21 protein-coding genes are annotated in these 23,649 nt (G+C 41.2%); all 21 read right to left on the bottom strand.

Annotated elements, in window-relative coordinates:
- Window positions 1-215 precede the first annotated feature (215 nt).
- A complete protein-coding gene (locus C0213_01880; protein ID AUX11237.1) occupies window positions 216-983 on the bottom strand; it encodes a hypothetical protein in 768 nt (255 codons plus the stop codon).
- A 1-nt stretch (window position 984) separates the two neighbouring features.
- Window positions 985-1,569, bottom strand: a complete 585-nt coding sequence (locus C0213_01875; protein AUX11236.1) for a hypothetical protein — start codon at window positions 1,567-1,569, stop codon at window positions 985-987.
- Window positions 1,562-2,758: a hypothetical protein gene (locus C0213_01870; GenBank protein AUX11235.1), complete on the bottom strand. Its 1,197-nt coding sequence runs from the start codon at window positions 2,756-2,758 to the stop codon at window positions 1,562-1,564. The genes C0213_01875 and C0213_01870 overlap by 8 nt, the downstream gene beginning before the upstream one ends.
- Entirely contained in the window at window positions 2,736-3,932 is a 1,197-nt protein-coding gene (locus C0213_01865) for a toxic anion resistance protein (protein ID AUX11234.1), read from the bottom strand. Before C0213_01865 ends, C0213_01870 begins: the two co-directional genes overlap by 23 nt.
- A gap of 126 nt (window positions 3,933-4,058) precedes the next feature.
- A complete protein-coding gene (gene yajC, locus C0213_01860) occupies window positions 4,059-4,415 on the bottom strand; it encodes a preprotein translocase subunit YajC (GenBank protein AUX11233.1) in 357 nt (118 codons plus the stop codon).
- A gap of 73 nt (window positions 4,416-4,488) precedes the next feature.
- Complete coding sequence (locus C0213_01855) at window positions 4,489-5,631, bottom strand: tRNA guanosine(34) transglycosylase Tgt (GenBank protein AUX11232.1); 1,143 nt, start codon at window positions 5,629-5,631, stop codon at window positions 4,489-4,491.
- Window positions 5,632-5,722: 91 nt separating this feature from the next.
- A complete protein-coding gene (locus tag C0213_01850) occupies window positions 5,723-7,294 on the bottom strand; it encodes a hypothetical protein (protein AUX11231.1) in 1,572 nt (523 codons plus the stop codon).
- Between the two features lie 137 nt (window positions 7,295-7,431).
- Window positions 7,432-8,133: a Crp/Fnr family transcriptional regulator gene (locus C0213_01845; protein AUX11230.1), complete on the bottom strand. Its 702-nt coding sequence runs from the start codon at window positions 8,131-8,133 to the stop codon at window positions 7,432-7,434.
- Between the two features lie 71 nt (window positions 8,134-8,204).
- Complete coding sequence (gene arcD / locus C0213_01840; GenBank protein AUX11229.1) at window positions 8,205-9,632, bottom strand: arginine-ornithine antiporter; 1,428 nt, start codon at window positions 9,630-9,632, stop codon at window positions 8,205-8,207.
- 33 nt (window positions 9,633-9,665) lie between these two features.
- Window positions 9,666-10,781 (bottom strand): aminotransferase, encoded by a 1,116-nt coding sequence (locus tag C0213_01835; GenBank protein AUX11228.1) that lies wholly within the window; start codon window positions 10,779-10,781, stop codon window positions 9,666-9,668.
- Between the two features lie 11 nt (window positions 10,782-10,792).
- Window positions 10,793-11,737, bottom strand: a complete 945-nt coding sequence (gene arcC, locus C0213_01830; GenBank protein ID AUX11227.1) for a carbamate kinase — start codon at window positions 11,735-11,737, stop codon at window positions 10,793-10,795.
- A 98-nt stretch (window positions 11,738-11,835) separates the two neighbouring features.
- Window positions 11,836-12,852: an ornithine carbamoyltransferase gene (gene argF, locus C0213_01825; GenBank protein AUX11226.1), complete on the bottom strand. Its 1,017-nt coding sequence runs from the start codon at window positions 12,850-12,852 to the stop codon at window positions 11,836-11,838.
- A 25-nt stretch (window positions 12,853-12,877) separates the two neighbouring features.
- Window positions 12,878-14,113 (bottom strand): arginine deiminase, encoded by a 1,236-nt coding sequence (arcA, locus tag C0213_01820; GenBank protein ID AUX11225.1) that lies wholly within the window; start codon window positions 14,111-14,113, stop codon window positions 12,878-12,880.
- Window positions 14,114-14,320: 207 nt separating this feature from the next.
- Entirely contained in the window at window positions 14,321-14,845 is a 525-nt protein-coding gene (locus tag C0213_01815; protein ID AUX11224.1) for an N-acetyltransferase, read from the bottom strand.
- Between the two features lie 23 nt (window positions 14,846-14,868).
- A complete protein-coding gene (locus tag C0213_01810) occupies window positions 14,869-15,900 on the bottom strand; it encodes a tRNA preQ1(34) S-adenosylmethionine ribosyltransferase-isomerase QueA (GenBank protein ID AUX11223.1) in 1,032 nt (343 codons plus the stop codon).
- A gap of 14 nt (window positions 15,901-15,914) precedes the next feature.
- The gene (locus C0213_01805; GenBank protein AUX11222.1) at window positions 15,915-16,922 is read right to left on the bottom strand and encodes a Holliday junction branch migration DNA helicase RuvB; all 1,008 of its coding nucleotides are present in this window, start codon (window positions 16,920-16,922) and stop codon (window positions 15,915-15,917) included.
- Window positions 16,923-16,934: 12 nt separating this feature from the next.
- On the bottom strand, window positions 16,935-17,546 hold the full coding sequence (locus tag C0213_01800) for a Holliday junction branch migration protein RuvA (GenBank protein ID AUX11221.1): 612 nt from the start codon (window positions 17,544-17,546) through the stop codon (window positions 16,935-16,937).
- A gap of 374 nt (window positions 17,547-17,920) precedes the next feature.
- Window positions 17,921-18,481: a TIGR00730 family Rossman fold protein gene (locus C0213_01795; GenBank protein AUX12792.1), complete on the bottom strand. Its 561-nt coding sequence runs from the start codon at window positions 18,479-18,481 to the stop codon at window positions 17,921-17,923.
- 15 nt (window positions 18,482-18,496) lie between these two features.
- On the bottom strand, window positions 18,497-19,042 hold the full coding sequence (gene maf / locus C0213_01790; GenBank protein AUX11220.1) for a septum formation protein Maf: 546 nt from the start codon (window positions 19,040-19,042) through the stop codon (window positions 18,497-18,499).
- The gene (locus C0213_01785) at window positions 19,042-21,003 is read right to left on the bottom strand and encodes a DNA mismatch repair endonuclease MutL (GenBank protein AUX11219.1); all 1,962 of its coding nucleotides are present in this window, start codon (window positions 21,001-21,003) and stop codon (window positions 19,042-19,044) included. The genes maf and C0213_01785 overlap by 1 nt, the downstream gene beginning before the upstream one ends.
- A gap of 23 nt (window positions 21,004-21,026) precedes the next feature.
- Window positions 21,027-23,630: a DNA mismatch repair protein MutS gene (gene mutS, locus C0213_01780; GenBank protein ID AUX11218.1), complete on the bottom strand. Its 2,604-nt coding sequence runs from the start codon at window positions 23,628-23,630 to the stop codon at window positions 21,027-21,029.
- Window positions 23,631-23,649: the final 19 nt, after the last annotated feature.

Raw genomic sequence — 23,649 nt, 5'->3', positions numbered from 1 at the left:
GGAATGCCTCCGTAATTTTTATATGTGATTTAATTAACAAAGAAAGCATAACGCATTCAGCAGCGTTTGTAAACTATTATTGTGATTTTTTTAACATATTTTTTAAAGGTTAATTTCAACCGTAGCAATCTATTCAATTGAACTACAAGAAATATTGCGCTATTAATCACTAACCAACCATATAAAAAAGGGACCGTTCAAACAGTCCCTTTGCTTTAATTTTCGAGTTGTCGTTCATCTGCCGTAACGATTAAATAATCCGCCGCTAGTAACTCGGAGAGCTCTTTAATCGTCGTTTGAATTTCTTTAATCTTATCCTCGTCTTCTGAAACTTTCAAAACGTTATTTTTCAAACGCAATAAACTTTTGGTTTGCGCCACATAGTCTGGAAAATGGTCATATAAAAAATCTGAAACATTTAAAATTTGGCGTGGTGAACTCAACAATTCATTAAAAATGGCATTAATCAGTTTAAGATCTTTGTTATAAGATTTTAAACTAGCACTGGCCTTAATTTTAACGCGTTGTAAATAAACAAGTTGTTGATATGAGCTTTTAATTTCTCGCTTGAAAAACAGCCGCTCAGCATTCGTTAATCCACTTTGCTTCAGCAGATGATCACTAATATAGAGCTGACCCAGTGCTCCTGATTCATTAATCTGGCGTGCATAACGCCGAACGCTAATTCGCCGATAAAGGTAAATCAGTCCTTCCACTGGTAATGAAAAAACAGCGATTAAAAAGGAACCGCCCAATAGTCCATCACTGAAAAAATGGTCGCTCATCACAAAATTCAACATAACGATGGTCAGCGGGGCGTATATTAACCAACTACGTCGTTGGTTAAAACAAAATTGAAAGGTGATTGCAGCAATGATAAAAAACGGCAGTCCCTGATCAGCCTTAATGACTAAAAGTAATATTCCCAAAAGCACAACAGCCAGTCCCCGTTGCCACTGTCGGTATTGAATAATATTTTGCATGCTACTGCGCCTCCTGCGTTAAACTAGGCGTCACCCCATTTTTGCTTTGAATCTTTTTAATATTAATCCGATCAACATGGTTATCGTCTAGTGAACGCGGTAATTTTATTTCTAAAACTAAATCATTTTGTGGATAAATCTTAAAAACTAAGTCGTACTTTTTATGTTTACCTGGTTTAACCACTAATTTATCATCACTATTGTTAATCCAAGATAGATAATATTGCGCTTGTAAAGTCGTATTCTTAAAATCTTTTTCAAACCTATCTAGTGCATCAAGCTGATTAGGACCTTCTTTTAATTTATACATATAATCGCCAACCGATTCTTCTTCATTATTCTTAGCAACCGACAGTTGCATCTGAACTACTAAAAAGCGTTCTAACTCATCTGTATCCTCATAGTTGAATTTAGGTAATGGCTTTTCTAGGGTCTTAATATTTAAAATCGTATAGTGGTTGCCTGCATCCTTAAGCGTAATGGGCTTTCCTGGCTGATAATCGTATGTTCGAGCGGCTACTGGCGTGATTGCTATACCGAAATAGCATACAAACCCTAAAATAATCAGGATTCCTTTTTTAACCATTCGTCAATTCCTCCAATTGCTTTTCCTTAACATGTAATACAAAGGAAGTGTCATCAGTACTGCTTGGCTTTTTATTTAAATCATAATAAAAGCCCTGGTAAACAATATCAAAAGCTGCTTGATTCGGTTTATTCATCACAATATTAAAAGTTCGAGGTGGCGTATCCCCTGACACCTCGTAACCTTCCTTCAAAATATTAATAATCGGCTGCTCTTTACCATCAAGTAAGAGATAATTGAGATTTTTATGTCCAGCCATATCAAAATATTCATCGTCTTTTTCATCCTTCAAAGACCACTTACGATACAGATAAAAGTCCCCACCTGCTAGACTTAACCCATCATCAACGTTGTGTCCGCTAACCGTCACATTCAGTATCACTAATGCTTTTTCATCGGTTGATGTCGCACGGTAGATGTGGTTAATCACCAGCTTTAATTTACGCGTCTTAACAACTTGCCCCGGCTTTTGATACGTCTGTGCTTTGTGATAACCATTACGGGCAAATTCAGTCTTAGCGCGTACTTCTTTGGTTGGCTTAGTTGTCGCTGAATTAGTATCCCAAATAGTAGCTCCTAAAAAAAAGAGTGTTATTCCCACACAAAGCCACTTCCAAAGCGATATTTTAGGCAGCTTGGTTGGCTTAATATCACGGTCGATAATTTCAGAAAAGCCCGCTGCTACTTCTGCTTGATTAGTTGCCTCTAATTGGCGTGCAAAACTAACGAGCACTTTTTTATCAAAGACCCGGGTATCTAAGGTAACGGAACCGCGACCGACTAGCATCAGCTTATCGCGACGCGTCAGTGCTAATGCTCGGCGATAATTCAATTGAATCCCCGTTCGATTATTTTGCACCGTCAACCATTCAAAAGCCACATAAATTCGTCGGGTTCGAAAGCCATGTAGATTAAGCCACAGGCCTGTCTTTTGGTCGTTAATTCTGGCCACTTGAAACTTATCTTGCGCCAAGTGGTGATAACTAACCCCCCAATAACTAAGAATCCCAATAAACGCGAGTCCGTACACAATTAATAACTGGTGATAATACTGACCTGCCACAAACTCATTGTGGTATTTAGCCCTTAACAAAAAGCCCCCAATAAATAGTAGTAGTAACAACAGCGCCACTAACCGGCGCATCAAAAAATGTAATTTAGGTTGACTATAAACTAGTATCTTGCGCATTGTCTTCATCCTGCTTCAATTCAGTTTGGTCAATCGTTGCTAAACGTTTTTGCAATGACTGCTCTAATTGTTGTAATTGACTTTCAACATCTTGGCGTTGGGTCTTACCTTCGGCTTGAATCTGTAAGACTTCAGAAATCGTATCAATTAGGTTAGTCTGGGTTTCTTTTAAAGTTGCCACATCTACAATTCCCCGTTGACTAGCTTGAGCAATCTCAACAGCCGATTGATGTAAAAGTTGACTGTTTTTCTTCAATAAATCATTGGTCGCATTGGCTACCGCATTTTGAGTTAATAAAGCTTCTTTTTGGCTCAGTAACGCTAAGGCGATGCCGACTTGATTTTTCCAAAGCGGAATAGCCGTTGCAATGGATGCTTGAATTTTTTCCGCTAAGACCGTATTGCTATTTTGAATTAATCGGATTTGTGGCGCCTGTTGAATCGTAATCTCACGTGTTAACAATAAATCAGACATTTTCTTACCCAAACGTTCTTGCATCGCCATTAAATCTTGTAACTGTTGCACTTGCATTTGATCGCCAGCTTTAAGCGTTGCCTGCATTTGTGCAATCTCAGTATCAAGCGCTTCGATTTTCAACTTAGCCCCCACAATTAAGATGTTTAACTCCTGATAAAAAGCTAAATTTTTAGTATACATTTCATCTAATAAATTGTTATCTGATAATAAAACCTGTTCTTGCTTTGCTAATTGCTCTGCCGAACGGTCAATTTGGACACTCACTTCTTGATATTTAGCCGTCATTTCCAATAGCGACGTCCTAAGGCGCGCAAATAATTTAGCGAATAGTGAATCATTTTGATGGGCCAACTTATCAGGGTTGGCTTCACTTAAACTTTTAACGAGTACCCGCAGACTATCCCCAATTTCTCCTAGATCCTTATTCCGGACTTTTTCTAAAATATCAGTTGAAAAATTAGAAAGTGCTGTTTGTTGTGCTTTACCATACTCGGTTACAGTATTCTGTTGTCTGACCGAGAGACTCTGCGCATACGCTTGCGCCGATACCATTTCTGCTGGCGTTAATTTATGCTTAATTTCATCTGAAAAATCAAGCTTCGCATCAAGTGCTGTTGGTGTTGCAAGTAATTCGTCAGTTAATTCTAAAGTCATTAAATCACCATCTCCATTTTGTTTAACAGCGCTAACAATCATTTAGGTTAACACTATAAACTATCTGATTATAGTATATCAAACCGCTCGCTACTCGACTATCTATTTTATGTATTATACAAAAAAAGATGACTCATTTTATGATAAAAATGAGTCATCTCGCTTAAATTATTTTGTTTCTTCTTTTGATTCGTCAACTGTGTCTTCAACGACTGTTTCAGTTGCTTTAGCAGTTGGTTCAACTGTCCGGATAGCACTTAAGTTAAATTTAAGATAAACGCCATCACAATCTAAAACAACAATTTTAGTATCGTTATTCACTGAGTCAATGACACCGTGTAAACCACCAATTGTGATAACTTGGTCGCCTTTTTTCATTTGGTTAACCATTTCTTGATGTTTTTGTTGTTGTTTCTTTTGTGGCCGCATGACCATGAAATACATCATGACCATCATTAAAACCAAGATGATTAAGAAACTTGAGTTGCCACCAAATGGATTGGCACCTAATACTAGGTTTAACATTTAAAATACCTCTTTTCGTTATTTATCTACTAGTCAACTTTAGCAGACTTATCGCCTAACTTCCAGTGATTCGCTAGAAATTACGGCCGTTATTTTCGTTATAGCCGTATTCTTCGAAGAATGCTTCTCTGAATTCCAATAAGTTATCTTGTTCAATCGCATCTTGTACTTGGTGCATCAAGTTGATTAAGAAGTATAAGTTATGGTAACTCGTTAAATGAATCCCAAAAGTTTCATCCGCTTTAATTAAATGACGAATATAAGCTCGTGTATAATTCTTGCAGACATAACAGTCACATTTGGGATCTAATGGTCTGAAATCTTCAGAATATTTCGCATTCTTAACCACTAAACGGCCTTGAGATGTCATTGTAGTCCCATTACGTGCTATCCGCGTTGGTAACACGCAATCAAACATATCGACACCCCGAATAACACCATCAATCAACGCATCTGGTGAGCCAACGCCCATCAAATAACGTGGTTTGTCTTCAGGTAACATTGGTGTTGTAAAATCGAGAACGCGATTCATTTCACCCTTTGATTCACCAACTGAAAGCCCACCGATTGAATAGCCTGGGAAGTCCATCCCCACTAAATCACGCGCACTTTGGCGACGAAGATCTTCAAAACCGGCCCCTTGGACAATTCCAAACAAGCCTTGTGTGGCTGGATTTTGATGCGCAATTAAGCCTCGTTCAGCCCAACGCGAAGTCCGTTCAACTGATTTTTTAACATAGTCATAACTTTCGAAGAATGGTGGACATTCATCAAAACTCATCATGATATCAGCACCCAAAGCATTTTCAACATGAATTGCTTTTTCAGGTGATAGGAATAGTTTTTCGCCATTCAAATGACTCTTGAAGGCGACCCCTTCTTCACTGATATCACGCAATTTAGCTAATGAAAAGACTTGGAAACCACCTGAATCGGTTAAAACCCCCCGATCCCAGTTCATAAATTTATGCAAACCGCCCGCTTTTTCGACGATATCTTCACCAGGTCGTAACCATAAATGATAAGTATTCGACAAAATAATGCCAGCACCCATTGCTTTTAAATCTTCAGGGGCCATAGTTTTAACACTGGCTTGGGTCCCCACCGGCATAAACATCGGTGTTTTAAAAGTCCCATGCGGTGTTACAATTTCGCCTAAGCGCGCGCCTGTATGTTTTTCTTTTTTGATTAAACGATACTTGATCGCTGGTTCCATTTAATCGACTCCAATTCTAGAATTTCTACTTGCTTCATTCTATCAGACTTTAGTGATTAAGCAAGAAAACCCGTTATTTCCCCAAGCAATTTTATGAATAAATTAGGACTTGTAAGACCAACATGGCGCCCCCAAATGTCAGCACAAAAGCGACCACCGGCCAGACAAACCGCAACCAGTGAGCGTATTTAACATCTAACATTTGCAAAGTAGCCATCACCAAGCCAGTTGGTGCCAAGAACAACATCGCATATTGGCCAAATTGATAGGCCGTTACCACGACAAACCGCGGAATGTTAACTGTATCTGCCAATGGGGCCATAATTGGCATCGACAAAACCGCTAATCCTGAAGAAGAAGGGACAATAAACCCGAGGACGAAGAAAATCACTAACATGATTAAAATAAAAATCGGCCCACTAACATGTGCCACTAGTGATGACGAATATTGTAATAGCGTATCTGAAATCAGCCCTTCATTCATAATCAAGTTAATCCCTCGCGCAAGGCCAATAATAAGGGAGACCCCCACTAAGCTAGCAGCACCATTTACAAAGGCATCGATGACCCCTTTTTCGCCAATCCCTTCTGGCCCAGTTGCTGTTAAAAACATGATGATAATCGCAAAGGTTAAAAATGAAGCCGCCATTGTTGGGAACCACCAACCTTGAGACATGACACCCCAAACCATAATCGGAAAGGTCACCACAAATAAGACCAGAATCAATTTTTTCCGCCAGGTGAAGACGGCTTTTGACTGCGTCTCATCAGCCGTAATTGCCCACAGCTTATCAAACGCGTCATGATCTTCGTATGCATATGATTGGGTCGGATCAGCCTTAACCTTTTTAGAATAACGATAAAGGTAATAAATGACAAAAATAGCACCTATAATACAGCCGCCAACTCGCCACAACAAGCCTTCCGTGAAACTAATCCCAGCCGCATTAGAAGCAATGACGACTGAAAAGGGATTAATCGTCGAAAAAGTCGTCCCGATTGAACTAGCGAGGAAAATCGCTCCCACACAAACAATCGAATCATATCCCATCGCAATAAAGACCGGTACTAAGATTGGATAAAAGGCCACCGCCTCTTCTTCAATCCCACATAAAGTCCCCCCTAAAACCATGAGGAGTGCGACAAAAAAGATTAACAGGAACTCGTGGCCTTTTGTTTTCTTAGTCAAAGCCAACAAGCCTGATTCAAAGGCACCACTGGCCTTGACCGTCCCAATCAAACCGCCTAAAACTAAAATGAAGACCATAATATCAACGGCTTCAACAGTCCCCCGAACCATGCTGTTAGGGACAGCTGCCAAACTAGCGGGGCGCTGCTTCAATCTTTTATAAGTATTGGGAATCGATACGGCTGCATTGATACTACCAGAAGTAAACTGACTAATTTTAATTTTAACGCCGAGTCGATCTAAGGCTGCCTGTGTGGCTGGCACCTTTTCAACCTGTCCAGCTGGTTTGGTCACAACCAGCTGCGTGCTCTTTTGATCATACGATAACTTCGCGTAAGACCCTGACGGCACAACCCACGTTGCCATCACCGCGACCACTGTCAGTATGAATAAAATGACGAACGCCCCCGGCATTTTAAGTTTAAACCGCTTCTTAGGGCTTGGATTGGTTGTTATTATTTCAGTATCATTCATCATGCCATCTCCTTTTTTAATAAGTTCAATTGAAGCGTTTACAATAATTGCCACATAAAAACCCATAATAGTCGTTTTTCAAAACGATTTATTATGGGCTTTTAAACTTAATAGCGAGACAAAGTGCCCCTTAATTTTTACGCCAACTCATCTTTAAAGAAGGCTTTTTCAAACCGAAATTCTTTGTGTTCATAACTTAGTAATTTTTGGGCGGCTAATTGTTTAACAATTTGACCGGCCGTTTCACGAGTGGTCCCACTCATCGTCGCCAATTCCTTCACCGTAATCGGATACGGGATATACGCCCGACCACATCGCAGTGGTTCACCCAAATTAATTTCAAATATTTTTAAAGCTTGAATAACCCGTTGCTTTGCACTAGAGGTCACCATTCTTTGGATTTGATCTTCTGATTCACTAATAATCGAACCCATTTCTTGAACCACTTTGACGATTGAAGCGGTATTCTTTTGTAATAAATGCTCAAAAGTCGCCATCGGAAAATAAATAATCTCAATATCGGTCATCGCACGAGCCGTATATGGATAATATTGATCGGTAAACATCCCCCGATAAGGGAAAGCTAAGTCTTGTTTGATATACGTATAAAACGTAAACTCATCATTTTCGTCCGTTCGTTCGGCTCTGACGAGACCGCTTACAACGAAATAGAATCGGCTCCGCTCATCTGTTTGATCAAACAATTCCTGGCCTTTATGAAAATCTTTAACTTTCATGTTGTTCATCAGAATGTTCATTTCTTCATCTGAAAAATCAATAAATTCAGGTCTGGTCCTTAAGTATTGAATATATCTTGGATATTCGTCTGCGGCAATCATGATTTTCGCTCCCAAAGTATTCTCAATTATTACTTTTTACTCAAAGTAACCAAAGTTCTAATATAACATATCTAAATAACAATTTTACCTGAAACAACTAACCAAATACCAACGATTGCACCTACGACAATAATTGCCGTGATTAACCATTCCCCTTTTGACAAGAAATGTTGATGACCATTATTTTTACGAGCACGACCATAGAAGTAAATCCCAGGAATATAGGCAATAAAACAAAGTAATAAGTAACTAATACCCGCCATTAAAATCCCGGCAATTTCAAATAATAAGGCTAAAATCCCAATTAATAATTGTTGCCGATTACCTTTTTCTTGCAGGTGAGCCCAAGAATATTTAATTTGATAAGCTGCCACCAACATGTAACAAACGATAATTGACGCCGTACACAAGGAATAAGCGAAGTTATAAGCTTTTGTTGTGAATAATAGGGTGAAAAGGAAAACTTGAATCAACCCCGCTGTCACGACTAATGCAAACGTCGGTGCCTTTTTCTTGTTGACGCGGCCGAAGTAAGCTGGCAATAGGTTTTGCTTTGCCATTAATAACATTGTTTCGGCTGGTAACATCGTCCAAGACAACCAAGCCCCTAAAATCGAGATAATTAACCCCACACCGATGAAGTAGCCGCCCCAAGTTCCAACCATTTGTTCAAAAATGTATAACATCGCTGGTTGTTTGATGCTAGCCAATTGATCTTGCGTTAAATACCCATAAGGTAGCACAGACGCTAAGATATAAATCGCTAATAAACTCACTAATCCTAAAATCGTTGCTTTACCAGCATCAGACTTCTTTTCCGCCCGCGCTGATAACATTGAAGCCCCTTCGATACCGACAAAGACCCACATCATAACCATCATACAATTCTTAATCTGGCTCATCACATCGCCTGCTACGAAGCTATTACTCATATTATTCCAAAATGCTTGTGTGAAAAGATGGCCTTTAAATAACACAATCCCAAATACAATGAAAACAAATAGTGGAATCAATTTACAAATAGTTACCAATGTATTGATGGCGGCTGCGCCTTCTACCCCGCGATTAACAAAATACGTTAAGCTCCACGATAAAACACTGGCAACTAAGATTGAGGGTAAATTCTGTCCTGATTTAAAAATCGGGAAGAAATAACCCAACGCACTCATTAAAATTGTCGCAAAGGCTACATTCCCCAACCATGCTGATAGCCAATAACCCCAGCCACTAACAAAGCCAGCAAAGGGGCCAAAACCCTTTTCAGCATACGAGAAAATCCCTTCTAATTCAGGTTCTTTCATCAATAAATTATTCAAGGATAATGCCAGCATTAAAATCCCAAAACCGACAATGACCCATGCGATTAAAACTGGGCCCGGTGCGGATGCACTCGCTAAATCAGATGTTAATCCGAAGACCCCACTACCAATAGATGAACTAATAACCAATGCAATTAATGCCAATAAGCCAATTTTTTTTGCTGGTTTTTCTTCCGTCATTTTAAACCACTCCTAAATTACGTCACTCAATTATTAATACGTTCTGAGCGCTTTTGATAATTCGGCCAACCCTTTTTTCAGAGTTGCTTCTGGTGCGCAATACCCTAGTCTGGCATGTCCGGGAATTTCAAAACGCTGACCGGGCACTAATAAGACGCCGTATTCTTTTAATAAATATTTACAAAATGCTTCATCGTCTTCAATTTCTTTGAAATGAATAAACGATGTTGATACTGATTCTGGATAGATGACATCAACGAGTGGTTCTTGTGCAACCCAGGCTTTAAAAATCGCGAGATTGCGTTGAACCAGTGCCCGATTACGGGCTAAAACTTGTTTGCGATGTCGTAATACATAAACCGCTAACTGATCACTGAAAACACCGGCACAAATCATGGTGTAATCCCGATATTTTCTAAACAAATCGGTCAATTTTTCGTTAGCAATCAGCCAACCGACCCGAATACCAGGAACTGAATAGGTCTTCGATAAACTGTTAGTGGCAATCCCTCGTTCATATAAATCAGCAATCGAAGTTGTTGGTTGCCCTTCACCTAATGGCAAGTAAACCTCATCCACAAGGACATAGGCGCCCACCGTTCGCGCCACTTCAACGATTGCTTGCATCAATTCTGTTGAAATAACCGTCCCGGTCGGGTTGTTAGCGTTGTTCAAACAAATCAGTTTGGTTGCTGGTCTGATTAACTTTTTCAATTCAGCAATATCTGGTAACCAATTATGGGCCTCATCCAATTGCCAATACGAAACGGTTGCTCCAATTGAGATGGGAATTTCATAAAGTTGTTGATAAGTTGGAAACATGGTAATCACATGATCGCCAGGTTTTACTAGCGCATAAAGGGCTAATAAATTGGCACCCGTCGCACCGTTCGTTTGTAACACCTGGTTGCTGTTGACCGTTTGATACAATTCACTAACGGCTTCTTTAAAAGCCGCTGAACCTTCAATCGCACCATAATTCATCTTTTGTTGCGCTAAGTCTTGATAAAACTGCGTCCCATTATCAGGTGAGAGGGCCATCAATTCTGACATCGTCATTGAGGCAATCGTACTTTGCGCAATATCCAAGGTTGCTTGTGTTTCGTACACGTTTAACCACTCTTCAACGCCGAAATTTGCAATTTCCATTAGCTTGGCCTCTATTTCGTAATGATTGTCCCGGCATCATGTGCCAATAAATTCTTCACGTTATCAAGGGAAGTGATGATGGCCTTACTATCAGGACGATTATTAACGTATTCGATTGCAGCTTGAATCTTAGGCAGCATGCTACCTTTAGCGAATTGATCGTCTTTGATGTAATCTTCTAATTCAGCGACTGAGACGTTGGTTAATTTCTTTTGATCTGGCTTATTGAAGTTAACGTAGACGTTATCCACAGCTGTTAAAATAATTAACATGTCTGCGCCCACTAATTCGGCTAATTTTTCTGAAGCGAAATCTTTATCGATTACGGCTTCAACCCCACGAAGCTTGTTGCCTTCTTTTGCAACTGGTACACCACCGCCACCGGCTGAAATCGTGATCACGTTACCTTCAACTAATTTTTGGATAACAGGTGCTTCTTGAATCCCGATTGGCCGTGGTGAAGGAACTACCCGCCGCCAGCCACGCCCGGCATCTTCCACAAAGTGTGCTTCTGGATTGATACTTTGTTGTTTCTTAGCTTCTGCTTCGGTATAGAAAGGCCCGATTGGTTTCGTTGGGTTTTGGAAAGCTTTATCTTTAGCATCCACAATCGTTTGGGTTACGATTGTTGCAACATCCAAAGCCAAGCCTTCTTCTGCTAAAACTTCGTTAAAAGCATTTTGCATCCAGTAACCAATTTCGCCTTGTGACATCGCACCGACCGTATCTAATGGCATTGCTGGTGTTTTTTCAGAATCGCTAGCCGCTTGTTGAATTAACAAGTTACCGACTTGTGGCCCATTACCATGCGAAATAATAAGTTGGTCACCTTGTTTTACGAAGGCAACTAATTGTTTAACCGTTTCCTTAACGGCTTTGATTTGAGCGCTTGCTGAGGCATCAGTTGATAAAATAGCATTCCCACCTAATGCAACGACGATTTTACGTTTTGTCATAAGCTTGTCCTACTTTCTATTGATTAATTGTGGTTTCAATTAAAAAAGGGGCCGGGACAAAACAAAGTTTTGTTTTCCAGCCCCTTTCTACAATCTGGTTATGCTTGAGGTATGAATAAGTTACCTAATGTTGCTGCCATGATGGCTTTAATTGAGTGCATTCTGTTTTCAGCTTCTTCAAATTGACGGGCATATTGACTTCTGAATGCTTCGTCAGTAATTTCCATTTCTTGAATGCCGAATTGTTCGTCAATCTTCTTGCCATATTCAGTTTCAATATCATGGAAAGCTGGTAAACAATGCATGATAATCATGTTTTCGTTACCGGTCTTCTTAACCATGTCCATGTTGATTTGGTATGGTTTCAACAATTTAACCCGTTCTTCAAATTTATCTTCTTCACCCATTGAAACCCAAACGTCTGTGTATAAAACATCTGAGCCTTTAACACCAGCGTCAACGTCTGAAGTAATCATGTTCTTGCTGCCTGTTTCTTTAGCGTAACCTTCAGCTAAATCACGGACTTCTTGTGTGGGTTGTAATGAATCTGGGGCAACGATGTGGATATTAACGCCCAACATTGAACCGGTTACTAACAAGCTGTTAGCCATATTGTTACGGCCATCACCAACATACGTTAATGTCACACCTTTTAATTTGCCGAAGTTTTCTTTAACGGTCATAAAGTCAGCGATCATTTGTGTGGGATGCCATTCGTCAGTTAAACCATTCCAAACAGGAACGCCTGAATATTTAGCCAAGTCTTCAACCACTTTTTGACTAAAGCCACGGAATTCAATACCATCAAACATGCTTCCTAAAACTTTAGCTGTATCTTCAACTGATTCTTTTTTACCAAGTTGAATATCATTTTTACCTAAGAATTCTGGGTGAGCGCCTAAGTCAATCGCAGCTGTTGTAAAAGCAGCACGCGTTCTGGTTGAGTTCTTTTCAAATAGTAAGGCAATGTTCTTACCTTCTAGATAGTGATGAGGAATCCCTTTTTTCTTTAAATCCTTTAAATGTAATGAGAAATCGATTAAGTATTCGAGTTCTGATTTAGTAAAATCTTTTTCTGCTAATAAACTTCTGCCTTGAAATACGCTGTTTGTCATGTTCATCAACCTCGTTTTTTATTGTTTATTTTTTTAAGTCTTCTCTTACAAGTGGCATACTCATACAACGTGGACCCCCACGACCGCGTGATAATTCACTTGATGGGACTTCAATCACTTTAATGCCGTATTGACGTAAGTTTTCGTTTGAAACATAGTTGCGATCGTAAGTGACAACAACACCCGGTGCGATTGCTAATGTGTTAGAACCGTCATTCCATTGTTCACGAGGGGCCACAACTGCATCGCCGCCACCACATGGGATTAAGGTTAATTCAGGTACTTCCAAAGCATCGCGGAGGACTTTTTCAAGATCAGTTTGATGTGTAATCTTGATTTCGTCGTTATTGCCTGGTTCTAAGATATAAGTGTCAACCATGCCGCCAGCACCTTGGATGCCTGGATGAATAGTAAATTTATCATAATCAATCATGGTGAAGACTGTGTCTAAATGCATCATGGCATGATTATGTGGAATCTTAATTGCTAAGATTTTTTCAAAGCCACTGTGGTTAGCGAATAATACCTTGGCAAGTTCTTCAATTGATTGTGCGGATGTCCGTTGTGAAATCCCAATTGCCAGGACTTTATCGCTCAAGATTAATTCGTCGCCGCCTTCCATGCGATCGATGTGATCGCGGTCACGCCATACTTGTGCGCCTTGGTTAGCAAAACGAGGATGATGTTGCATGATAACTTCCATGAACATTGATTCTCTTTGACGCGCTTCAAAAGTCATTTTATTAATTGTTAAGCCATCCCCCATTGATGCGGCAGGATCGCGTGTGAAGTATAGGTTAGGCATTGGATCCATATAGAATGGATAGTCATCATCAGCACTAACGTCAATCAATGCCTTTGATTTAATATCAATTTCGTTGGTCCGAACACCAGCCATGATTTTTTCAACCATGTCTAACGTTGCCATACTAATTAAGTAGTCTTTTAAGGCTGCTTGCACTTGTGGTGATTTGATGTGTGATTCGTTCAACATCTTATCCAGGAAAGCTTCCTTAACGTCACCAGCATCGATTGCTTCGGCAGCGAGGTTTTCTAAGTAAAGCACTTCAACACCATTGTCACGTAATGTTTGTGCGAATTGATCATGTTCTTTTTGGATTGTTGGTAAATAAGGAATATCATCAAACAATAAACGATACATAATGTCAGGTGTAATGTTTTCGACTTCTTTACCTGGCCGTTTTAGTAAGACCGTCTTAAGTTTTCCGATTTCGGAATTTACATGAATTGGACTTGTCATTTAAAACTACCTCCTTTGTTTACAAGACCTACTATAGTCGCGATAGTAATCGCTTTCAGGGGGATTCTTACACTCTTAATGTTAGCAATTTCACGTTTTATAACCAAAATCCTATTACATCAATTGATAACGCTTACTAAAAAATGCACAAAAAAAACTAAGATACCTGAGTATCTTAGTTTCGTTTGGACAATTTAATTTTAAACTTTATTTTAAAACGAGTTGGTAAGCAAAGCGTTTAGGTGAAGGATCGTCAGCGATTAAGATATCACCACAGTAAGTAAAGCCCGCCTTTTGAATCACGTGTTGCATGGCTAAATTATCGGGATGGGTATCGATTCTTAAATCGTGCGCCCCGTCAATACTAGCAGCCGTAATTAACAATGTCATAAATTGATGGGCCAAATGTTGCCCACGAACTGAACCATCTAAAGCCATGCGGTGAATTGAATAATAAGGATGTTTAGAAGCAACTGGTTGCCACTCACCATTAGTGATGGCGCAATAGCCGGCATCAACTGTATCGACAATTGATGCGACCCCAATAATCGTGTCATCCTTAATTAAAATATAGCAATACTCTTGACGAATATCATTTTCAAACTGACTTTCACTAGGCGCACCAGCTTGCCACTGGTTGACACCGCGTTCTTTTAACGCGGCTTTAGCCCCATCGATAATTGCTAAGATTCGTGGTAAATCAGAAAAAGCGGCTTTTCTTAAGTACATCAATGCTCACACCTCAATTACATAAATTATTTAACAAACATGGCATCGCCAAAGCTAAAGAAACGATAACGTTCATCAACAGCATGTTGATAAGCATTTAAGATGTTTTCACGACCGGTAAATGAAGCCACTAACATCACTAAGGTTGATTTTGGTAAATGGAAATTCGTAATGAAGGCATCAACGGCTTTCCATTGGTAACCAGGTTTGATGAAGATTGATGTCCAACCGCTATCAGCTTTGATTTCGCCATCAAACTTCGTTGCGATGGTTTCTAATGTCCGAATGCTGGTTGTCCCAGTAGCGACAATGCGACCACCGTTTTGTTTGACTTCGTTCAACGTTGCAGCAGCTTCTTCTGTTAAACGATAGAATTCGCTATGCATCTTGTGATCTTCAACATTGTCTTCTGAAACCGGACGGAAAGTCCCCAACCCAACGTGCAACGTTAAGTAAACCAATTTGATGCCCTTATCTTGGACTTTTTGGAGGAGCTCTTCTGTCCAGTGGAAGCCAGCTGTTGGTGCAGCGGCTGAACCCGGTTCCTTAGCATAAACTGTTTGATACATTTCTGGATCATCTAGTTTTTCCTTGATGTATGGTGGCAATGGCATTTCGCCTAGAGCTTCTAGAATTTGCATGAAAATGCCGTCGTATTTAAATTCAATCATTCGGCCACCATGTTCAAGTTCCTTAGTGACCACGGCTCTTAATTGACCGTCACCAAAGACCACTTCGGTCCCCACTTTAGCCCGTTTAGCAGGCTTCATTAAAACTTCCCATTCATCATCATGCGTGTTGTTTAATAACAAGACTTCTTCATGACCACCAGTATCAGGTTTAACCCCATATAAACGTGCTGGTAAAACACGGGTATTGTTCATGACAACTGCATCGCCAGGGTTTAATTCGTCAATAATGTCGTAGAAAACCTTGTCTTCTAAAGCGCCCGTTTCGTGATCCATCACTAATAAACGTGATGCTGCTCTTTCAATCATGGGTGTTTGTGCAATTAATTCTTCTGGTAAATTGTAATCAAAATCTTCTGTGGATACCATGTGGTTACCTCTTTCTATTTTTCTGGATAAGGTATGCCTAAATGGGCATACCCGGCTGGCGTTACCATCCGGCCTCTTTGTGTTCGTTTTAAAAAGCCAATTTGCAGTAAATAAGGCTCGTAAACTTCTTCAATAGTTTCGTTTTCTTCACCAATATTGGCGGCAATGGTTTTCAAACCAACTGGTCCGCCTTGATAATAATCAATCATCATCTGGAGGATTTTACGATCGACACCGTCTAACCCCCGAATATCAACTTGCAACTGACTTAATGCGTGATCAGCAATCGCTTGATCAATCGTATTTTGGTCAGCCACTTGTGCGTAATCTCGGGTCCGTTTCAAGAGCCGATTGGCAATCCGCGGCGTCCCACGCGAGCGGCGTGCAATTTCTAACGCACCATCTGGCACAATCGACATGTTAAAAACACCAGCTGAGCGTTGCACAATGTCCATCAAATCAGCTTCCGTGTAATAAGCCATGTGTTCCACAATCCCGAAACGATCCCGCAGTGGTGCGGACAATAAGCCCGCCCGCGTCGTCGCGCCAATCAATGTAAACGGTGGTAATGGAAAATGGACGGGATGCGCGGTGGGCCCTTGACCAACCACAATATCGATGTAGAAATCTTCCATCGCTGAATAAAGTAATTCTTCAACCATCTTAGGTAAGCGATGAATTTCATCAATAAATAAAACATCCCCGGGTTGTAATTCATTTAATAACGCTACTAAATCCCCAGGCCGCTCAATTGCCGGACCGCTTGTCGTACGAATCTGGACTTGCAATTCATTGGCAATCACCATCGCTAACGTCGTTTTCCCCAAGCCTGGTGGCCCATAGAGTAAAACGTGATCGAGGGACTCTTCCCGTTTTTTGGCCGCTTCAATATAGACCGCTAGTTCATTTTTAACTCGATCTTGACCGATATATTGTGCAAGGACTTGTGGCCGCAATGTTTTTTCAATACTTGCTTCAGCAAAATCGTCGTTTTCAGCTGAAACAATTCGCTCATCTGCCATTTAAAGTCCTCCTTATTTCTTCATCAATAACCGCAAACCTTCTCTGAGGTATTGATCAGTTGTTTGCGCTGCAAAATCAGTTAACTGAGGCGTAATCGCTTTGACTTCTCGTGCGGAATAACCAAGCGCACTCAAAGCTGCTAGCGCATCACTTAATTCAGGTGAATCACCTTGGCTGCCTAAATCAATTGCCGTTTGGCCGACTAACGTTGGACTTTGTTCTAAATCACCTAACTTGCCTTTAAGGTCTAGGGCAATCTGTTGGGCCGTCTTCTTCCCAACACCTGGGAACTTCGTTAAGTACCCAATATCATCGTTCATAATCGCCTGAATTAAACCGGAATGATCACTATTGGCCAAAATTGCCAAGGCACTCTTGGGACCAATCCCGGAAACACTGATTAATTTTTGGAAAAGTTGTTTTTCATCTAAATCATAAAAGCCAAAAAGCGTAATATCGTTATCGCGTACCGCTTGGTGGACATAAATTTGAACCACTTCGCTCATCGATTCCGTATAGCGATATGGGTTGGCAACTTGTAATTGATAGCCAATTCCTTGGACTTCCAAAACGACGTAATAGGGATTAACCGCCGTCACTAAGCCCTTTAAATATTCATACATAATCTAACCTACTTTACGAGAACATATATTTGCTTGCTAAATTGTACCATAAATACAGAGTGTGATTCAAAACGATTTGGCTGCGAGCATTTGCTTAGTATCGTGAATAAGCGACCCCGTCGATTATTTGCGATGCGGTGCAAAGCACAACAGCCAGTTTTGAAGAACACGTTTCAAATTAAGTTGTGATTCAAAGCGATTTGGCCAAGAGTGCTCTTCACACCGGATAACTCCCGAGCATTTGCTTAACTTGGCGAATTAACGATGCAATCGTTGATTTGACAAGTGTCGGCAAAGCACAGGAAGTTGGTGTGAAGAGCACGTTTCACCAAAATTGGGATCAGGTCCGCCCTACTCGGTCCTAATCCCAATTGTTAATATTCGCGTATTTTTGGTGGTTGGTAAGTCGCGATAAATGTTGTCATTTCGGTTAAAGAGTCGGTAAACAAGTATTTTTCAAAATCGGCTTGCGTTAAAAACCCTTCTTCAACCATGTGCGCTAAAAATTGTTGTAATAAATCATAATAACCCGCTACGTTGTAGAAAATGCAAGGGCCATCTTGCTGACCAATTCGCGCCCACGAAATCACTTCGCTCATTTCTTCCAACGTGCCTGGCCCACCTGGTAAGGCAATGAAGACATCGGCCATTTCGATCATTTTTGATTTACGGTCGGCCATATTGTCAACCATCACCAAATCGCTTAAGCCAGTATGCGCTAATTCTCGTTGATCTAAGAATTCGGGCATCACACCCACTACTCGGCCACCATTTTCTAAAACCGTATCGGCAATCGTGCCCATCAAGCCAACCCGACTACCACCATAAATTAATTGGTCTTGGCGTTTAACTAACCAACGGCCTAAATCGCTGGCGGCTTGTGTATAAACCGGACGACGACCACTGCTAGCCCCACAAAAAACTGCCACATTCACCATGTCTGACCCCTCTTAATCCTGCAACATTCTTGCAACAGTGCTGACTGGCAAGCCAACCACGTTGTAGAAGTCACCATTAATCTTCTTAATTAATAGTGCGCCCGCACCTTGAATCCCATAAGCACCCGCTTTGTCCGTATATTCATTTCGATCTAAATATTGTTCAATCTCAGCAGTGCTTAAATGCCAAAATGTGACATCGGTTTGGACAACCTTTTGTTGCACCAAACCATCCTGCATCAACCACAACCCAGTGTAAACCTGATGTGTCTGACCACTCAATTGGCGTAACATTTCATAAGCATCTTGACGATCCTTGGGTTTGCCATAAAGCGTCCCTTGAAAACTAATCGTCGTATCCGCCGCTAAAATGGTCGCCGTTGGGTATTGAACTGCAATAGCTTCCCCTTTGCGTTGCGCTAAGGTTTGGACGTATTCGCCCGGTGTTGTTAGTGGTGTCTCGTGTTCATCAATTCGTGCTGGTTGTACCTCAAAATCATTGACAACGCGCTTTAGTAATGCCTGCCGGCGCGGTGATTGCGATGCTAAAATAAACATTATTCGCCCTCCCAACTATGATGTGGTTCTTGAATCCGTTTAAACATCTTTTCCAAATCTTTTTGCGTATAGTGAATTAAAACGGGTCGGCCATGCGGACAATTAAAAGGATTTTCGGTCTTCGCTAGATCAGCCAAAAGCGCCTTAGCCTGAGCATCATCTAAATGATGGTGGGCTTTGATGGCTTGTTTACAACTCATCATAATCGCCGTCTTCTCACGGAATTGGGCAATACTAATGCGACCGTCTTTTAAAACATCGTCAATCATCCCACGAATCGTCGTTTCCTCTTGTCCTTGTTCAATCCAAGTTGGATGACTGTGGACCACAAAACTATTCTGACCGAAATTTTCTAATTGAATCCCAACTGACGCTAAAAGTTCAGTTTTTTCCTGAATCTTTAGCGCATCACTATTTGGATATTCCAAAACAAGCGGTACTAACAGGTTTTGCACCGAGGTGCTGACTTCCCCGATTTTTTTTCGGTAATATTCGTACTTAATCCGTTCTTGTGCAGCATGTTGGTCCAAGATATAAAAGCCATCTTCACCTTCCGCTAACAAGAACGTACTATGCAATTGCCCAATGTAGCGTAACTCTGGAAACCGAACAGTGGGTTCGGCCACAGTTTCTGCGCTTTCGTCCGTTTCGTCCACCACTTGGTCCCCAAATGGCTTCCCAACCGCTTCGGTCGCATACTTCTGATCCCACTTAGCCAGTGCCTGCGGCTGTTCAAACAACGGCCGCTCCGGTGTAATTGTCGGTGTTTTAGCAGTTGGTGCGGCTAACGGTGTTTCAGTTTCTGCAATTTCTGGTGGCGTCGGTTTGACCGTTGGCGTTGGCTTGGGACTGACTGGTCGTAGCGGACCGCTTGGGTGGCGCCTTTCTTGTGTAATTTGATTCAGATTCATCTGTAATTGGTCCACATCTACCGTCTTGGTCCGTTTCAAATTCTGCATAGCATCGGGAATTAAATTCTCAGTTGCTAGTCTTGCTTTGATTGCCCCTTCAATCAAGGTCATCAAGGCAGCTTCTTTGCTCAACCGAACTTCCTGTTTCGTTGGATGCACGTTGACATCAATCAATAACGGATCCATCTCAATCGCTAAAACGGCGATTGGATAGCGCCCGACCATTAGTTTAGAGCCATAGCCCTTAATGATCGCCTTATTCAATTGGTAATTCTTAATAAACCGACCATTGATTAAAATCGATAAATAATTACGCGTTGCCCGTGTTAATTCCGGCAACGACACATAGCCCGTTAGTTTAAAATCTAAATCCGAAGCACTCACGGCCAAGAGTTTCTTTGCCATGGTGACGCCATAAATACCAGCAATCGTCTGTTTTAAATCATTATTGCCAGCCGTTTTTAAAAGTAGATGATCATCATTGGTTAACGTGAAGGCAATCTGTGGATGACTCATTGCTAGTCGATTGACGATATCGACAATGTTCGCCAATTCGGTTTGAAAAGTCTTCACATATTTCAACCGGGCTGGTGTATTAAAGAATAAATCCCGCACCGTAATCGCCGTCCCCGGTCGAATCGGATTTGTTTTTTGTTCTTCTAACACACCACCTTTAAAGTGGGCGAAGGTTCCTAAAGAGTCCGCAGTTGCCGTTTCAATCGTTAAATCAGAAACAGACGCGATACTGGCTAACGCTTCACCCCGAAACCCTAGTGATTGAATCTTGAACAAATCTTGGCGGGTTGCAATCTTACTGGTGGCATGCCGTTTAAAAGCGACCGGCACATCTTCTGGTTCAATCCCGTCGCCGTTATCGATCACTTGAATCATCTGTAAACCGGCCTGTTCAACAATGATATCGACTTGCGTACCATTGGCATCAATCGCATTTTCAACCAATTCCTTGACCACTGAGGCGGGGCGTTCAATCACTTCCCCCGCCGCAATTTGATTACTTAGAATTTCCGACAGTTCATGAATTTTCCCCATCATCTAATCCTCTCAGTTCACTATTAATGTTTATTTAATTGTTTTTGCCACTCATATAATTGATTAAGGGCTTCTAGTGGTGTCGCGCTCATCAAATCAAAATTCTTAATTGCCGCCACCACTTTATCTGTTTTCTTATCGACTGGGGCCGCCACTTCGGGTTCAAAAAGGGCCATCTGTTCTTCGACAGCTGCTGTTGCTGATTGTTCTGGCACCACTTTTTCCGGTTGAACCGGTGCTTTGGGTTTATCTTCTAATTGGCCTAAAATAACATCGGCCCGTTGTAACAACGTTTCTGGCATGCCTGCTAATTTAGCGACATGAATCCCGTATGACTTATCGGCAGGACCGGCCAACATCTTGTGTAAAAAGACCAACTCACCGTTTTCCTCAACTGCACCAACATGCACATTACGTAAAGCGGTCAACGTATCGGCTAAAGCCGTCAATTCATGATAATGCGTTGAAAAGAGCGTCTTAGCATGAACGTGATCATGGATATATTCAATAATCGCTTGTGCCAAGGCCATCCCATCATAAGTCGCTGTTCCCCGACCAATTTCATCGAAAAGAATTAAACTATTAGCGGTCGCACTCATAATCGCACGATTGGCTTCCATCATTTCTACCATAAACGTACTTTGACCTGAAATCAAATCATCTGCCGCACCAATGCGGGTAAAAATTTGATCAAAAACCGGAAGGTGCGCCGACTTGGCAGGTACAAAACAGCCCATCTGCGCCATGATGACGGTTAAGGCCAGTTGCCGCATGTAGGTACTTTTACCAGACATATTAGGCCCAGTGATTAATAACATATCCGTCTCTTTGCCCATTTGAACGGCATTGGGGATATATTTTTGACGCCCCAATACCTTTTCAACTACCGGATGACGGCCATCGACTAAATCAATTTCACGACTATCAGTCGTTAATGTTGGTTGAACATAGTGGTAACTTTCGCTGACGACCGCAAAACTTTGTAAGACATCTAAAGCCGCTACGCCTTTAGCCAATGTTTGGAGGCGTTCAATTTGTAACTTCACTTGCTCCCGAACTTGGGTAAACAATTCATATTCTAGGGCGGTTGAGCGTTCTTCCGCCTCTAAAATCAGTTGTTCTTTTTCCTTTAGTTCTGGTGTGATAAATCGTTCGGCATTAGTTAACGTTTGTTTGCGTTCATACCGCCCTTCCGGCAATGAACTCAAGTTAGCCCGGGTAACTTCGATATAATAACCAAAAACGCGGTTAAAGCCAATCTTCAAATTATGAATACCCGTGGCTTCTCGTTCTTGGGCTTCTAATTGCGCCAACCATTGCTTACCGTTAGACATCGCATTGCGGTATTGATCGAGTTGTTCGTCGTAACCATCTTGAATAATCCCACCGTCAGTCACTGAAATTGGCGAATCGGGATTAATCGCTGTTTCAATTAATGTCCGCACATCATCAACTGGGTCCAAGCGCGTTAACGCTTGATCAAAAGCTTGCGTTTCATTAATGCCTGTCAAAACAGCTTTAATCTTTGGAATCTGTTCTAATGATGTTTTTAATTGAATCAAATCGCGCCCATTAACACTCCCAAAAGCAACCCGGCCCGCTAGGCGTTCCAAATCATAAACCTTGGTTAAAGCTTCTTGGAGGTTCGTGCGTTCAAAATAGTGCTGTAAGAAACTGGCGACTTGATTTTGCCGATTCTTGATCTGGTTTAAATCCAATAATGGACGTTCCAACCATTGTTTTAATAACCGACCACCCATCGCAGTCTTTGTTTCATCCAGTAACCACAATAACGTCCCACTCTTATGACCAGTTCGTAATGAAGCCGTCAATTCAAGGTTCATCTTGGCCGAATGATCCAACTTCAAGTATTGAGAAGGTTCATAGGCTTGGGCGCGTTGTAAATGGCCTAAGTGCCGCTTTTGCGTTGTTGCTAAATAAACGACTAACTGTTTAATGACAGCTAAGGCTAGTGGTTGTGAGATGTTTTGAGAAACAAAACTGACCTCTGCTGTATCGGCGCCTTCATCTTGATAAGAAACCAAGATTTGTTGTTGGACAAAAGCTTGGACCACTTCGCTCGGGACATCATGATTCACAACGACTTCTTTGGTTTGCAAACTCAACATTTCATTTAATAGCACATCTAAACTACTGATTTGGCTGACTTTCATTTCACCGGTGGATAAATCCGTGTAGGCAAAGCCAAATTGATCGCCTTGTGCAACGACTGCCGTTAAATAATTATTTTGTTTAGCATGACCGGCTTTTTCGTCCATCACAGTCCCAGGTGTTACTAATTGGACAACTTCGCGCTTCACCATGCCCTTAGCCGTTTTAGGATCTTCCATCTGTTCACAAATGGCAACTTTGTAACCTTGATCCACTAAAATATCAATGTAGTTTTGCGCCGCATGATGGGGCACTCCACACATTGGAATGGGGTCTGTTGCATTCTTATTGCGCGCGGTCAGCGTTAATTCTAGAAGTTGTGATGCTTTAACAGCATCGTCATTGAATAATTCGTAAAAATCACCCAATCTATAAAATAAAAAGGCATCTGGATATTGATCCTTAACCTTTTGATATTGGGCCATCATTGGCGTTTCTTTTGTTTTTTGCGGCATTTTCAAGCCCCTTTCTATC

It is taken from the genome of Latilactobacillus sakei, from assembly GCA_002953655.1.
GTDB lineage: Bacteria > Bacillota > Bacilli > Lactobacillales > Lactobacillaceae > Latilactobacillus > Latilactobacillus sakei_A.
The sequence above is the reverse complement of the archived record's forward strand: the minus strand, read 5'-3'. Positions and strand labels throughout refer to the sequence as shown.

Bases quoted from the DNA above. Each gene is read 5' to 3' on its own strand.
- C0213_01855 (AUX11232.1), bottom strand. From the start codon at position 5,631: ATGGAACCAGCGATCAAGTATCGTTTAATCAAAAAAGAAAAACATACA.
- arcC (AUX11227.1), bottom strand. From the start codon at position 11,737: ATGACAAAACGTAAAATCGTCGTTGCATTAGGTGGGAATGCTATTTTA.
- arcD (AUX11229.1), bottom strand. From the start codon at position 9,632: ATGACGGAAGAAAAACCAGCAAAAAAAATTGGCTTATTGGCATTAATT.
- C0213_01880 (AUX11237.1), bottom strand. From the start codon at position 983: ATGCAAAATATTATTCAATACCGACAGTGGCAACGGGGACTGGCTGTT.
- argF (AUX11226.1), bottom strand. From the start codon at position 12,852: ATGACAAACAGCGTATTTCAAGGCAGAAGTTTATTAGCAGAAAAAGAT.
- C0213_01875 (AUX11236.1), bottom strand. From the start codon at position 1,569: ATGGTTAAAAAAGGAATCCTGATTATTTTAGGGTTTGTATGCTATTTC.
- C0213_01785 (AUX11219.1), bottom strand. From the start codon at position 21,003: ATGGGGAAAATTCATGAACTGTCGGAAATTCTAAGTAATCAAATTGCG.
- C0213_01865 (AUX11234.1), bottom strand. From the start codon at position 3,932: ATGATTGTTAGCGCTGTTAAACAAAATGGAGATGGTGATTTAATGACT.
- mutS (AUX11218.1), bottom strand. From the start codon at position 23,630: ATGCCGCAAAAAACAAAAGAAACGCCAATGATGGCCCAATATCAAAAG.
- C0213_01835 (AUX11228.1), bottom strand. From the start codon at position 10,781: ATGGAAATTGCAAATTTCGGCGTTGAAGAGTGGTTAAACGTGTACGAA.
- yajC (AUX11233.1), bottom strand. From the start codon at position 4,415: ATGTTAAACCTAGTATTAGGTGCCAATCCATTTGGTGGCAACTCAAGT.
- C0213_01850 (AUX11231.1), bottom strand. From the start codon at position 7,294: ATGAATGATACTGAAATAATAACAACCAATCCAAGCCCTAAGAAGCGG.
- C0213_01805 (AUX11222.1), bottom strand. From the start codon at position 16,922: ATGGCAGATGAGCGAATTGTTTCAGCTGAAAACGACGATTTTGCTGAA.
- C0213_01810 (AUX11223.1), bottom strand. From the start codon at position 15,900: ATGGTATCCACAGAAGATTTTGATTACAATTTACCAGAAGAATTAATT.
- maf (AUX11220.1), bottom strand. From the start codon at position 19,042: ATGTTTATTTTAGCATCGCAATCACCGCGCCGGCAGGCATTACTAAAG.
- arcA (AUX11225.1), bottom strand. From the start codon at position 14,113: ATGACAAGTCCAATTCATGTAAATTCCGAAATCGGAAAACTTAAGACG.
- C0213_01845 (AUX11230.1), bottom strand. From the start codon at position 8,133: ATGATTGCCGCAGACGAATATCCAAGATATATTCAATACTTAAGGACC.
- C0213_01870 (AUX11235.1), bottom strand. From the start codon at position 2,758: ATGCGCAAGATACTAGTTTATAGTCAACCTAAATTACATTTTTTGATG.
- C0213_01800 (AUX11221.1), bottom strand. From the start codon at position 17,546: ATGTATGAATATTTAAAGGGCTTAGTGACGGCGGTTAATCCCTATTAC.